This is a genomic window from Streptomyces glomeratus, assembly GCF_021462825.1.
Lineage (GTDB): Bacteria > Actinomycetota > Actinomycetes > Streptomycetales > Streptomycetaceae > Streptomyces > Streptomyces glomeratus.
On record NZ_JAKEEB010000008.1, the window covers coordinates 108,873 to 121,133 of the forward strand.

The following is a 12,261-nucleotide window of genomic DNA, read 5'->3' on the forward strand; positions in this document are numbered from 1 at the left end:
AGGATGTGAAGGTGACCGCTCCGTTGACTCCGCCTCCGCCGCCGCATGAACAGCCCCCGCACTCCCCGCACGACGGGTGGCAAGCCGTGTCCGTCCCGCCCGGCGCGGGTCCCGCTCCGCACGGCGCCACGGCCGCCTTCGGCGCGGACGGACCCGGTGTGAAGACGGAGCTGCGGGAGGCCGCCGTGATCACGGTGGGCGTCGCGCTCGCCGGGCTGCTGCTCGGGGTGCTGTGGTCGTGGCTGGCGCCGCGTGTGCCGCTGGTGGGAGACGTGGTCGACAACGCCTGGGTGGTCTACCTCAAGGACACCGAGGGGGAGCAGGCCATCGGGGTGGACGGGACGTTCACGCTGCTCGCGCTCGCGTTCGGGCTGCTCAGCGCACTGGTCGTCTTCCTGGTGCGCAAGCGGGGCGGGGTGCCGCTGGTCGTGGCGCTCGCCCTCGGCGGGCTGCTCGGCTCCCTGCTCGCGTGGCGGTTGGGCGTCTGGCTGGGGCCCACCGGGAACGTGCTCGCGCACGCCAAGGCCGTGGGCAAGGGCGTGACGTTCTCCGCGCCGCTGAAGCTCGGCGCGAAGGGGGCGCTGCTGACCTGGCCGGTGGCCGCGCTGGTGGTGCACCTCGGCCTGACGGCGCTGTTCGGTCCCCGGGACCCGGACCCCTACGCGACGCCGTACGGCCCGCCCGCACCGCCGGCGGCGTAGGCCGTCCGCGGGGCGCGGCCGTGAGCCGTCGGAATGCCCCCCTCGGGGGCGCCGGAGCAGCCGTGTGAGGCTGCCCGGCGCCTGGTAGGGGCGTGGTCACGCCGGACGGTGGCCGTGATTAGCGTGACCCTTCTTCATGCGCCATTTGCGCTTGCGTGTCCTCTTCGACATATGTCCGTACTAGCCGAGGACGGGCTGTTCGTCGAGTGGTCAGGCCCGGCCGATGGGAGCCAGCGTCGCCTCCGTGAGCGCGGCCAGGTCGGTCGGGGACACCTCCACCTCCAGGCCGCGGCGCCCCGCCGAGACGCAGATCGTCGCGTGCGACGACGCCGACGCGTCCAGGACCGTGCGCAGCTTCTTGCGCTGACCCAGGGGGGAGATGCCGCCGCGCACGTATCCCGTCGTGCGTTCCGCCAGCGCCGGGTCCGCCATCGCCGCCCGCTTGCCGCCCACCGCCGTCGCCAGCGCCTTCAGATCCAGGGAGCCCGCCACCGGGACCACTCCGACCACCAGCGCGCCGTCCACGTCGGCCACCAGTGTCTTGAAGACCCGGTCGGGGGAGACCCCCATCGCCTCGGCCGCCTCCTCGCCGAAGGAGGGGTGTGACGGGTCGTGGTCGTAGGAGTGGACCGTGAAGTCCACGCCCGCGGCCGTCAGCGCCACCGTCGCCGGAGTACCGCCCGCCCGTCGCCCACCCGCCCTGTTCGCATGCGCTTCGCGCGCCCCGCTTTCCTGCTGCTTCTTCGCCTTCTTCGCCATCCCGGCCTGTTCCTCGAAAAGTCGTACGTCAGTTCAGACTCGTCGGAGCCCGTGTGAGGTCCGACGCGGGCAAGGACGGCAGATTACGGATGATCGCGGTCTCCGCGCGCAGGAGTTTCAGCTCGTCCCGCAGGCGCGAGGCGGTGTCCGGGGCCTGGAGCAGCCGCTGTTTCGTCGGCGTGTCCAGCATCACCGCGGCCGCCACCAGGTAGGACACCACCGCCGGTTCGTCCGGCAGGTCCGCGCCCGTCGACAGGGATCTCTCCCGCGCTCCCGCGAGCCGCTTCTGGTACTGGCGGAACGCCCGCAGCACACCCTCGGCGAGGGCACCCGCCTCGTCGCCCGGTTCCTCGGGCAGCTCTTCCAGCTCGGCCGTCAGAAAGGGGCCCGACGCGTCCACCGAGAGCAGCCGGACCCGGGTCGTACCCGTCGCGAGCACCTCGAAGCCACCGTCGGCCCGCTCCCGGATCGTCGCGGCGTCCGCGATGCAGCCCACCCCGTGGAACGCCTTGGCCGGGTCGGAGCCGAAGCCCGCGGCCGGTCCGCGCTCGGGCAGGGCCGTCGGGTCCGGCATGCCCGGCGCGCTCGGCGCCACCTCGTGGCCGTCGCGGATGGCGACGACCGCGAAACGGCGCGGTTCGTCCTCAGGAGTCTTCAGCAGGGTGTTCATCAGGGCGCGATAGCGCTCCTCGAAGACGTTCAGCGGGAGCACGAGCCCCGGGAACAGCACCGAGTTCAGTGGGAAGAGCGGGAGCCGGACGGTGGTCACGACCGGAAAGCCTAATGGTCGTGGGCGGGAACGCGTCCGGCGAGTTCACTCCGTGGGAGAAACGGCCTCGCCGAAGGGACGGCTCTCGCCGCCGCCATCTGCCCGCGGACGTCGTCGCGCAGCTCCAGGAAGCGGCCCAGTGGATCGCCGGAGGCCCGGTCCCAGGGGAACGAGGTGGCGTACGGCCCGATGAGGCGCAGTTGCGTCCATGCGTCCTGCCGGCGCTCCAGTGCGACCAGGACGTAGGTGAGCAGGTTGCGGACCTCCGCGGGCCGCGGATCGGCGGGCGTGTACCGCGACGACAGGGCGATCGCCCGGTCCGCCGCCGCGTCCAGCCGGTCGCGGGACACCACCGCTCCGCCGCCGTCCGTGAGATACGCGTAGGCGGCGCGCAGGGGCAGCGTCTGCACCAGGGAGCCGGGCGGCGCGTCCTGCGCGGCGGTCTCCGCCAAGTCGAAGCACTCGCCGTGCGAGCCGTGCCAGACCGCCGACAGATAGGCGAGGGCCGCGACATGGCAGCCGTAGTGGTGCGGGGAGCGGCGCACCGCCTCGCCCCACAGCCGTTCGAACTCGGTGTGGTCCGGGTCGACGCCGCGCGCGTGGTCGAGCGCCACCCGCCAGGGCACCGGGTCCCGGGGATCGCCTTCGGCGGCCGCCCTGATCAACGGGCCTGCCTCGCGCAGCACTTCGACGCGGGCCGGTGACTGCCAGCCGCGGGCCACCGCCAGCTCCGCCTTGACCAGCAGTGCGTCCGGGTCGTCCGGGGCGGTGGCGCACCAGTGCGCGAACCACTCACCGCGGGAGCGCGCGAAGGTGGCGAGCAGCGTCACATACCGGTCGCGGTCCTCCCACTCACCGGCCTTGCGGGTGGCCGCGAGCAGCTCGGCCGCCGGACGGTGATCGCCGAGCCCCGCCGCCACCAGGGCGGGGGCCAGGCGCTCGTCGGGCGCGTCGAGCAGGACCTCGCCGTCCGGGGGCAGCCCGTCGGAGAGGCGGGGGGACGTACATGCCATCCGGGCCCTACGGATGAACGCGTGCAGCAGTGCCATGGTGTCGACCATTGAAAAGGCGCAGGTCGGGGCCGCGCCAGCACGAATGGGTAACCCGGTTTCAGTTGTACTCCCAACGGTCAAGAGTAGGCAAAGGGTTACTGTTTCGTCGTTGTTGAGGGCCTCCGCAGGGCTGTGGGGCCGCGGGGCCGGTCCCGCCACGGCGTACGCGCTCAGCTGCGCCGCAGCAACCGGGTCGCCCCCGCCGCGACCGTCGTCGCCAGGATCCAGCCGAGCAGGATGACCACCGCCGACAGCCACTGCCACGGCCCGCTCAGCTGCCACTGGCCCGCCTGGCCGAGGTCGATGACCGGCAGCAGCAGGTCCAGGGCGAACAGGGAGGGGTTCCACGCCGGATGCCCGTCCTTGTTGACCGGCGGATGGCTCGCGTGCGCGAAGGCGAGCGAGGTCGCCGCCCAGAGCACCGCCATCCACACCGCCGCACGGCCGGGGCGGTAGCCGTAGGCGACCGTCCAGTCCTGTGCGTACCCCCACAGCTTGGCTGCGAGCGGCAGTGTCTCGCGGCGCCGCCGCTGCTTCGCGAGCAGCACCTCACGCGCGTCCTCGTCCTCCCCGGAGTTGCGCAGTACGGCCGCGAGCCGCTCGTAGGGCTCGGGGTTGTACTCGGCGGTGGCCGCCGCCACCCACTCCAGGCGCCGCGCGAGCGGGAAGGCGTCCTGCGGGACGAGGTTCTCGTAGGCGAAGCCGCCCATGTGCAGGTTGCCCGGCCCCGGCCAGCTGGTCCACCGGTCGACCAGGTTCACGATCCGCGCCCCCGACAGGACCACCTTGCCGCGCTCGGGCCGCTCGCCCAGGAAACGGAGCTCGGGCGTCTGCAGCCGGAGCAGTGACAGCTCCTGGTCGTCGTCGAGGGCGAACCGTGCCCGGTCCAGGTCGACCGCGTCCCCGAACCGCCCGTCGTCCAGCCGGACCCCGCCCCGGCACTCGAACGGCTGCACCCGCGTGCCGCGCGCGGGCGTCGTACCGCTGGTCAGCAGCGGATTGCCGACACCCGCGGGGGTCAGATACAGCGTCCGCTCCACCGTCAGCTGCGGGGCGTTCAGCGCCAGCCGGGTGTACGGGTTGGCCAGCCGGGCGCCGCGCAGGCTCAGCGAGACGCCGACCGTGGCGCTGCGCAGGCTCAGCTCGCCGTGCGACTCCAGCATCTCGGCCTGGAGGTCCTGTCCGACGTTCAGCCCGTCCGCGGTGATCGAGCGGCCGCGCCGGTCCCGGTAGACGACGGCCTGGTTGAGCAGCAGGTCGGTGCCGATGTGTGCGTCGGTGAGCCGGACACCGCCCTGGAAGCGGCAGCGCGGCAGATGCAGATCGCCCTCCGTGTGCACCCGCGCCGCCTCCAGGCGCGGCACCGAGCAGTCCACCAGCCGCAGGGTCGTGAAGTGGGCCTCGGGCAGCAGGACCTCCTTCTCGAACCGGCAGCCGTTCAGCTCCACGAAGGGGACGATCGTGCCGCCCGCCAGGTCCAGCGTGTCGAGGATCTGCACACCGGTCAGCTTGAGCGCGGACACGCGCCCCGCCAGCGCGGGCGGGCCGTCCAGCAGCAGCCAGGCCACGATGCGCGCCCGCACACTGCGCTCGGGCCCCCAGGGGTGGCCGCCGTGCGGATCGTCCACGACGGCGTCCCCGCCGCGCAGGTCGTACACGCTGCCGTTGCGGAAGGCCTGCCACATGCCCGCCTCCGTGGCGGTCAGGTCGTCCGGCAGGTCCCCGGCGCGGACGCCGGCACCCTCGTTCACGGTGCTCCCTCCCTCCCCGGCTACTCGTGAGTTTCGTACGACCGTTCATGCCCGTTGTGTGAGGGGCCGAACGCTAGCGGTGAAGGTGATCTTCCGGGTGCCGTATCAGCCATCGGATCCGGCCACCGCCGGGGGGCCTCGGCGGCCCCCAAACCACCCGATCCGGCCATCACCCACTCGGCGAGCGATGCACCGCCGGGCCGGGCGAGAGAAGCCCCGGCGCACCGTGCCGGCCCTCATCGCCGCGCCGACACGCCGACGTCCCGGGGCCTCGACACGTGCCTGAGCCGCCCGGCCCCGGGGCATCGGTGCCCCCGCGCCGAGCCGCCCGCCGTGGTCGCCCCGGGCGGCCTGCGGTGCCTCACTCCTCCGCCGCACGGAACCGGCCTCCTCCGCCGCACGGAACTGGTCCCTCCATACGGCCGCCACGGATTCCGTCCACCCGCGCACGCTCTGTATCAGCCACTGATACGGCCGTCCGGCGCCTGGGTGCCGTCTGAGAGAATTGGCCCTGTGATCTCCCGAATCGATCTGCGCGGCGACGCCCTCCCCCAGGGACCCGCCCTGCGTGACCTGCTGCCCCGAGCCGACTTCGACGTTCAGGCCGCCCTGGAGAAGGTGCGTCCGATCTGCGAAGCCGTGCATCATCGCGGCGACGCGGCTCTGATCGACTTCGCCGAGAAGTTCGACGGCGTGCGGCTGGAGTCGGTGCGGGTGCCGGCCGGGGCCCTCGAGGAGGCCCTGGAGCGGCTCGACCCGGCCGTGCGCGCGGCCCTGGAGGAGTCCATCCGCCGCGCCCGTCTGGTCCACCGCGCACAGCGCCGTACCACGCACACCACCCGGGTCGTCCCCGGCGGCTCGGTCACCGAGAAGTGGGTGCCGGTGGAGCGTGTCGGGCTGTACGCGCCCGGCGGCCGTTCCGTCTACCCCTCGTCCGTGATCATGAACGTGGTGCCCGCCCAGGAGGCCGGGGTCGAGTCCATCGCCCTCGCGTCCCCCGCGCAGGCGGACTTCGGAGGTCTGCCGCACCCGACGATCCTCGCCGCCTGCGCCCTGCTCGGCGTCGACGAGGTGTACGCGGCCGGCGGCGCGACCGCCGTCGCGATGTTCGCGCACGGCACCGAGTCCTGCCCGCCCGCGAACATGGTCACCGGCCCCGGCAACATCTGGGTCGCCGCCGCCAAGCGCTACTTCACCGGCAAGATCGGCATCGACACCGAGGCCGGCCCCACCGAGATCGCGATCCTCGCGGACGACACCGCCGACCCGGTGCACGTGGCCGCCGACCTGATCAGCCAGGCAGAGCACGACCCGCTGGCGGCCGCGGTCCTGGTCACCGACTCGGTGGAGCTCGCCGACGCCGTGGAGAAGGAGCTCCAGCCGCAGGTCGAGGCCACCAGGCACATCGAGGACCGGATCCGTCCGGCGCTCGCGGGCAAGCAGTCCGCGATCGTGCTCGTCGACGGCGTCGACGAGGGCCTGAGGGTGGTCGACGCGTACGGCGCCGAGCACCTGGAGATCCAGACGGCCGACGCCGCCGCGGTCGCCGACCGGGTGCGCAACGCGGGTGCGATCTTCGTCGGTCCCTGGGCGCCGGTCTCCCTGGGCGACTACGCGGCCGGCTCCAACCACGTGCTCCCGACCGGCGGCTGTGCCTGCCACTCCTCGGGCCTGTCCGTCCAGTCCTTCCTGCGCGGCATCCATGTCGTCGACTACACGAAGGACGCGCTGGCCGAGGTCGCGCACCATGTGGTGACGCTGGCGGAGGCGGAGGACCTGCCCGCGCACGGCGCGGCGATCAAGGCGAGGTTCGGCTGGAAGGTGCCTGAGAGCAAGTGAGCTTCGGAATCGACGATCTTCCCGTACGGGACGAGCTGCGCGGCAAGTCCCCCTATGGGGCGCCCCAGCTGGACGTGCCCGTACGGCTGAACACCAACGAGAACCCCTACCCGCTGCCCGAGCCGCTGGTCGAACGGATCGCCGAGCGCGTGCGCGAGGCCGCCCGGAACCTCAACCGCTACCCGGACCGTGACGCGGTCGAGTTGCGCACCAGGCTCGCCGAGTACCTGACGAAGACCGGCGGGCACCGGGTCGGCGTCGAGAACGTCTGGGCGGCCAACGGCTCCAACGAGATCATCCAGCAGCTGCTCCAGACCTTCGGCGGCCCCGGCCGCACGGCGATCGGCTTCGAGCCGTCGTACTCGATGCACGCGCTGATCGCGCGCGGCACGGGCACCGGCTGGATCTCGGGCCCGCGGGGCGAGGACTTCACCATCGACGTCGGCGCCGCCGAGCAGGCGATCGCCGAGCACCGGCCCGACGTCGTCTTCGTCACGACCCCGAACAATCCCACGGGCAACGCGGTCCCGGCACAGACGGTCCTCGCCCTGTACGAGGCCGCGCAGGCCGCGCGTCCGTCCATGGTCGTCGTGGACGAGGCGTACATCGAGTTCAGCCACGGCGACTCGCTGCTGCCCCTCCTGGAAGGTCGGCCGAATCTCGTCGTCTCGCGGACGATGTCCAAGGCGTTCGGGGCCGCCGGCCTCCGCCTCGGCTATCTCGCCGCGCACCCGGCGGTCGTGGACGCCGTCCAGCTCGTCCGGCTGCCCTATCACCTCTCCGCGGTCACCCAGGCCACCGCCCTGGCCGCCCTGGAGCACACGGACACGCTGCTGAAGTACGTCGAGCAGCTGAAGTCCGAGCGGGACCGGCTGGTCGCCGAGCTGACCGCGATCGGCTACGACGTCACCACGTCCGACGCGAACTTCGTCCAGTTCGGGCGCTTCGAGGACGCCCACGCCACCTGGCGGAAGATCCTCGACCGGGGCGTCCTGGTCCGCGACAACGGCGTACCGGGATGGCTGCGGGTCACCGCCGGAACCCCGGACGAGAACGACGCGTTCCTCGACGCGGTACGTGAACTGAAGAAGGAGCAGAGCGCATGAACCGCGTTGGGCGCGTGGAGCGCACCACCAAGGAGACCTCGGTCCTCGTCGAGATCGACCTCGACGGCACCGGGAAGACCGACATCGCGACCGGCGTCGGCTTCTACGACCACATGCTCGACCAGCTCGGCCGGCACGGTCTGTTCGACCTGACCGTCAAGACCGACGGCGATCTGCACATCGACTCCCACCACACCATCGAGGACACCGCCCTCGCGCTCGGCGCCGCCTTCAAGCAGGCGCTCGGCGACAAGGTGGGGATCTACCGCTTCGGCAACTGCACGGTCCCGCTGGACGAGTCCCTCGCCCAGGTCACCGTCGACCTCTCCGGCCGCCCGTACCTCGTGCACACCGAGCCCGAGAACATGGCGCCGATGATCGGCGAGTACGACACCACGATGACCCGCCACATCCTGGAGTCCTTCGTCGCCCAGGCCCAGATCGCGCTGCATGTGCACGTGCCCTACGGGCGCAACGCCCACCACATCGTGGAGTGCCAGTTCAAGGCGCTGGCCCGGGCCCTGCGCTACGCGAGCGAGCGAGACCCGCGCGCGGCCGGCATCCTCCCGTCCACGAAGGGTGCGCTGTAAAGCCATGAACGGCACCTCGACCGTCCTCATCGTCGTCGGGCTCTTCCTCCTCGGCGGGATCATCTCCTTCGTCAAGCAGAAGATGCCCAAGAGCCTCATCGTGCTGCTGTCCCTCGGCGCCGCGATGTGTCTGGTGGCGGGCGTCATGCGACTGGGGGTGTGGAGTTGAGCACCCCGAAGAAGGTCGTGGTCTTCGACTACGGCTTCGGCAACGTCCGCTCGGCCGAGCGCGCCCTCGCACGCGTGGGGGCGGACGTGGAGATCACCCGCGACTACGACCGGGCCATGAACGCCGACGGTCTGCTGGTGCCGGGCGTCGGTGCCTTCGCCGCCTGTATGCAGGGGCTGCGCGGGGCGCGTGGCGACTGGATCATCGGCCGCCGGCTGTCCGGCGGACGCCCGGTGATGGGCATCTGCGTCGGCATGCAGATCCTCTTCGCCCGCGGTATCGAGCACGGCGTCGAGACCGAGGGCCTCGACGAGTGGCCCGGCACGGTCGGACCGCTCCAGGCCGACGTCGTGCCCCACATGGGCTGGAACACCGTCGAGGCGCCGGCCGACTCCGAGCTCTTCGCCGGACTGGACGTGGACACGCGGTACTACTTCGTGCACTCCTACGCCGTCCATGACTGGACCATGGAGACGCTCAGCTCAAGGCTGCACGCCCCCAAGGTGACCTGGTCGACGCACGGCAAGCCGTTCGTGGCGGCCGTCGAGAACGGGGCCCTGTGGGCCACGCAGTTCCACCCCGAGAAGTCCGGCGACGCCGGAGCGCAGCTGCTCACCAACTGGATCGGAACCCTGTAGACCATGGCCAAGCTCGAACTCCTCCCCGCCGTCGACGTCCGCGACGGCCAGGCCGTACGCCTCGTCCACGGCGAGTCCGGCACGGAGACCTCCTACGGCTCCCCGCTGGAGGCGGCCCTCGCCTGGCAGCGGGCGGGCGCCGAGTGGCTGCACCTGGTCGACCTGGACGCCGCGTTCGGCACCGGCGACAACCGCGCGCTGATCGCCGAGGTCGCCCGGGCCATGGACATCAAGGTGGAGCTGTCCGGCGGCATCCGCGACGACGACACCCTGGCCGCCGCCCTGGCCACCGGCTGCACCCGAGTGAACCTCGGCACGGCCGCCCTGGAGACCCCGGAATGGGTCGCCAGGGTGATCGCCGAACACGGCGACAAGATCGCGGTCGGTCTGGATGTGCGCGGCACCACGCTGCGCGGCCGCGGCTGGACCCGTGACGGCGGCGACCTCTACGAGACGCTGGAGCGCCTGAACAACGAGGGCTGCGCGCGCTACGTCGTCACCGACATCGCCAAGGACGGCACCCTCCAGGGCCCGAACCTGGACCTGCTGAAGAACGTCTGCGCCGCCACCGACCGCCCGGTCGTGGCCTCCGGCGGTGTCTCGTCCCTGGACGACCTGCGGGCGATCGCCGGCCTCGTGCCCCTCGGTGTCGAAGGGGCGATCGTCGGGAAGGCCCTGTACGCGAAGGCGTTCACGCTCGAAGAGGCCTTGGAGGCTACGTCGTGAAAAAGGACACGGTGTCATGACGTCGGAAGCCGTGCGGCGGGTACAGAGCGGAAGTCCCTGGGAAGAGAGCTTCGGCTTCGCACGCGCCGTCGCCGCGGGCGACCGTGTGCTGGTGGCGGGAACCACGTCCTTCCGGGGGCGGGTGCTGTACGGGGAGGGCGATCCGTACGAGCAGGCCAAGGTGGCCTTCACCAGCGCGCTGGAAGCGATCGCCGAGTTCGGGCTCGGTCCCGAATCGGTGCTCCGGACCCGGATGTACCTGACCCATCTGCGGGATGTCGACGAGGTGGGCCGGGCCCACAAGGAGCTGTTCGACTCGGTGCGCCCCGCCTCGACCCTGCTGGTCGTGGAGGGCTTCGTCGACCCACGCATCCTGGTCGAAGTGGAACTGGAAGCCTACAGAGGCTAGAAGCAGCCTTCAAAAGGCCCGAAGCAGCAAGAGGAGCCGTGGATTCATGACCCTGGCGGTCCGAGTCATCCCCTGCCTGGACGTGGACAACGGCCGGGTCGTCAAGGGAGTCAACTTCCAGAACCTGCGCGACGCGGGCGACCCCGTCGAGATGGCCAAGGTGTACGACGCCGAGGGCGCCGACGAGCTGACCTTCCTGGACATCACCGCGTCCTCGGGCGACCGCGAGACGACGTACGACGTGGTGCGCCGCACCGCCGAGCAGGTCTTCATCCCGCTGACGGTCGGCGGCGGTGTCCGCACGGCCGAGGACGTGGACAGGCTGCTGCGCGCGGGCGCCGACAAGGTCGGTGTGAACACGGCCGCGATCGCCCGCCCGGACCTGATCCGGGAGATCGCCGAGCGTTTCGGACGGCAGGTGCTGGTGCTGTCGGTCGACGCGCGCCGCACCGAGTCCGGTTCGTTCGAGGTGACCACCCACGGCGGCCGCCGCGGCACCGGCATGGACGCGATCGAGTGGGCGCACCGGGCCGCCGAGCTGGGCGCGGGGGAGATCCTGCTCAACTCGATGGACGCGGACGGCACCAAGGACGGCTACGACCTGGAGATGATCGCGGCCGTGCGCAAGCACGTGACGGTCCCGGTGATCGCCTCCGGCGGCGCCGGCAAGGCGGCCCACTTCCCGCCGGCCATCGCCGCGGGCGCGGACGCGGTGCTCGCGGCCTCGGTGTTCCACTTCGGGGACCTGCGCATCGGCGAGGTGAAGGAGACCCTGCGGGAGGCGGGCCACCCGGTCCGGTGACACCGCTCTCGCCTCCGGCCCCGGTCGCCTCACGGAGGCCGGGGCTTCATGACGCGCGGATGCGGGAACGGGGCGTGGGGCCGCCTCCCCGCTGCTCACGCTGCGCGGACCGCTGCCGCACCCAGGGCAGCCGGTCGCGTACACGCCCTTCGCGGGTTCCCTCGCGATCGGCGTCCGGGGCAGGCACCGGCCCGGTGTTCGTCAGCGCGGCGGTCTGCGGGCTGAGCGGGGTCGCCGCCCTCGGCGCCCGCGACCTGCGCCGCGCCGGGCTCCCCCGCTGAGCGCCCCCCTCAGAGCCCCAGCTCCTTGGCGTCCTGCACCTTGGCGACCGCCTCCTTGTCGCCCTCCAGCTCCACATCCGCCACCCGCTGCCGGCCGAGCGAGAACATCAGCAGTTCCGAGGGCTCGCCCGTCACCGTCACCACCGGCGTACCCCGGTGCGCGACCGCCGTCTGCCCGTCCGGGCGGCGCAGTACCAGTCCCGTCGGCGCCTTGCGGCCGGTGAGCCGGGCCGTGCGCTCCAGGCGAGACCACAGGGCGTCCTGGAAGACGGGGTCGAGCTCGCGCGGCGTCCAGTCGGGCCGAGCGCGGCGGACGTCCTCCGTGTGGACATAGAACTCGACCGTGTTCGCCGCCTCGTCGAGCTGCTTGAGCTGGAAGGGCGAGAACCGCGGCGGCCCGGTACGGATCAGCTGGATCAGCTCCTCGTACGGCTTCGCGGTGTACTCCTCCATCACCTTCTCCAGCCGCGGCGCGAGCTGCTTGACCAGCACGCCGCCGGCGGCGTCCGGGCGCCGCTCGCGCACCACCACGTGCGCGGCGAGGTCCCGGGTGTTCCAGCCCTCGCACAGCGTGGGCGCGTCCGGGCCCGTGGCCTCCAACAGATCGGCGAGCAGGAGCCTTTCACGCTTCGCATGGGTCGACATGCAGTCAGCGTACGACCGCAAGGA

The 12,261-nt window shown here is 72.1% G+C and carries 15 protein-coding genes; 9 read left to right on the top strand and 6 right to left on the bottom strand.

What is annotated here, in order from left to right:
• Positions 1 to 11 precede the first annotated feature (11 nt).
• Entirely contained in the window at positions 12 to 701 is a 690-nt protein-coding gene (locus tag LZ604_RS12150; protein ID WP_234515045.1) for an AAA family ATPase, read from the top strand.
• Positions 702 to 797: 96 nt separating this feature from the next.
• Here LZ604_RS12150 and LZ604_RS36690 read toward each other — a convergent pair whose 3' ends face one another.
• The 5 genes from LZ604_RS36690 to LZ604_RS12170 form a co-directional block, all read right to left on the bottom strand.
• On the bottom strand, positions 798 to 872 hold the full coding sequence (locus LZ604_RS36690; RefSeq protein ID WP_465269763.1) for a hypothetical protein: 75 nt from the start codon (positions 870 to 872) through the stop codon (positions 798 to 800).
• 39 nt (positions 873 to 911) lie between these two features.
• A complete protein-coding gene (ybaK, locus tag LZ604_RS12155) occupies positions 912 to 1,460 on the bottom strand; it encodes a Cys-tRNA(Pro) deacylase (protein WP_234515046.1) in 549 nt (182 codons plus the stop codon).
• Positions 1,461 to 1,488: 28 nt separating this feature from the next.
• A complete protein-coding gene (locus tag LZ604_RS12160; RefSeq protein WP_234515047.1) occupies positions 1,489 to 2,229 on the bottom strand; it encodes an LON peptidase substrate-binding domain-containing protein in 741 nt (246 codons plus the stop codon).
• Between the two features lie 11 nt (positions 2,230 to 2,240).
• Positions 2,241 to 3,290 (bottom strand): hypothetical protein, encoded by a 1,050-nt coding sequence (locus LZ604_RS12165; protein WP_234515048.1) that lies wholly within the window; start codon positions 3,288 to 3,290, stop codon positions 2,241 to 2,243.
• Between the two features lie 161 nt (positions 3,291 to 3,451).
• Positions 3,452 to 5,032 (bottom strand): oxidoreductase, encoded by a 1,581-nt coding sequence (locus tag LZ604_RS12170; protein WP_234515049.1) that lies wholly within the window; start codon positions 5,030 to 5,032, stop codon positions 3,452 to 3,454.
• Positions 5,033 to 5,545: 513 nt separating this feature from the next.
• Between LZ604_RS12170 and hisD the strand changes: the two genes are divergently transcribed.
• The 8 genes from hisD to hisF are packed head-to-tail and all read left to right on the top strand — an operon-like array spanning position 5,546 to position 11,311.
• Complete coding sequence (gene hisD, locus LZ604_RS12175) at positions 5,546 to 6,871, top strand: histidinol dehydrogenase (RefSeq protein WP_234515050.1); 1,326 nt, start codon at positions 5,546 to 5,548, stop codon at positions 6,869 to 6,871.
• On the top strand, positions 6,868 to 7,977 hold the full coding sequence (locus tag LZ604_RS12180) for a histidinol-phosphate transaminase (protein ID WP_234515051.1): 1,110 nt from the start codon (positions 6,868 to 6,870) through the stop codon (positions 7,975 to 7,977). The genes hisD and LZ604_RS12180 overlap by 4 nt, the downstream gene beginning before the upstream one ends.
• Complete coding sequence (gene hisB, locus LZ604_RS12185) at positions 7,974 to 8,567, top strand: imidazoleglycerol-phosphate dehydratase HisB (protein ID WP_234515052.1); 594 nt, start codon at positions 7,974 to 7,976, stop codon at positions 8,565 to 8,567. The genes LZ604_RS12180 and hisB overlap by 4 nt, the downstream gene beginning before the upstream one ends.
• A gap of 4 nt (positions 8,568 to 8,571) precedes the next feature.
• Positions 8,572 to 8,736, top strand: coding sequence for a CG2302 family histidine operon protein (locus tag LZ604_RS12190; RefSeq protein WP_234515053.1), 165 nt, complete (start codon positions 8,572 to 8,574; stop codon positions 8,734 to 8,736).
• Entirely contained in the window at positions 8,727 to 9,374 is a 648-nt protein-coding gene (gene hisH / locus LZ604_RS12195) for an imidazole glycerol phosphate synthase subunit HisH (RefSeq protein WP_234515054.1), read from the top strand. The genes LZ604_RS12190 and hisH overlap by 10 nt, the downstream gene beginning before the upstream one ends.
• A 3-nt stretch (positions 9,375 to 9,377) precedes the next feature.
• Positions 9,378 to 10,100, top strand: coding sequence for a bifunctional 1-(5-phosphoribosyl)-5-((5-phosphoribosylamino)methylideneamino)imidazole-4-carboxamide isomerase/phosphoribosylanthranilate isomerase PriA (gene priA, locus LZ604_RS12200; RefSeq protein WP_234515055.1), 723 nt, complete (start codon positions 9,378 to 9,380; stop codon positions 10,098 to 10,100).
• Positions 10,101 to 10,116: 16 nt separating this feature from the next.
• Entirely contained in the window at positions 10,117 to 10,509 is a 393-nt protein-coding gene (locus LZ604_RS12205; RefSeq protein ID WP_234515056.1) for a RidA family protein, read from the top strand.
• A gap of 46 nt (positions 10,510 to 10,555) precedes the next feature.
• On the top strand, positions 10,556 to 11,311 hold the full coding sequence (hisF, locus tag LZ604_RS12210) for an imidazole glycerol phosphate synthase subunit HisF (protein WP_234515057.1): 756 nt from the start codon (positions 10,556 to 10,558) through the stop codon (positions 11,309 to 11,311).
• Between the two features lie 290 nt (positions 11,312 to 11,601).
• Here the strand turns inward: hisF and LZ604_RS12215 are convergent, their stop codons facing one another.
• On the bottom strand, positions 11,602 to 12,237 hold the full coding sequence (locus LZ604_RS12215; RefSeq protein WP_234515058.1) for a TIGR03085 family metal-binding protein: 636 nt from the start codon (positions 12,235 to 12,237) through the stop codon (positions 11,602 to 11,604).
• Between the last annotated feature and the right edge of the window lie 24 nt (positions 12,238 to 12,261).

Bases quoted from the DNA above. Each gene is read 5' to 3' on its own strand.
- hisB (WP_234515052.1), top strand. From the start codon at position 7,974: ATGAACCGCGTTGGGCGCGTGGAGCGCACCACCAAGGAGACCTCGGTC.
- ybaK (WP_234515046.1), bottom strand. From the start codon at position 1,460: ATGGCGAAGAAGGCGAAGAAGCAGCAGGAAAGCGGGGCGCGCGAAGCG.
- priA (WP_234515055.1), top strand. From the start codon at position 9,378: ATGGCCAAGCTCGAACTCCTCCCCGCCGTCGACGTCCGCGACGGCCAG.
- LZ604_RS12165 (WP_234515048.1), bottom strand. From the start codon at position 3,290: ATGGTCGACACCATGGCACTGCTGCACGCGTTCATCCGTAGGGCCCGG.
- LZ604_RS12215 (WP_234515058.1), bottom strand. From the start codon at position 12,237: ATGTCGACCCATGCGAAGCGTGAAAGGCTCCTGCTCGCCGATCTGTTG.
- hisF (WP_234515057.1), top strand. From the start codon at position 10,556: ATGACCCTGGCGGTCCGAGTCATCCCCTGCCTGGACGTGGACAACGGC.
- LZ604_RS12205 (WP_234515056.1), top strand. From the start codon at position 10,117: ATGACGTCGGAAGCCGTGCGGCGGGTACAGAGCGGAAGTCCCTGGGAA.
- LZ604_RS12190 (WP_234515053.1), top strand. From the start codon at position 8,572: ATGAACGGCACCTCGACCGTCCTCATCGTCGTCGGGCTCTTCCTCCTC.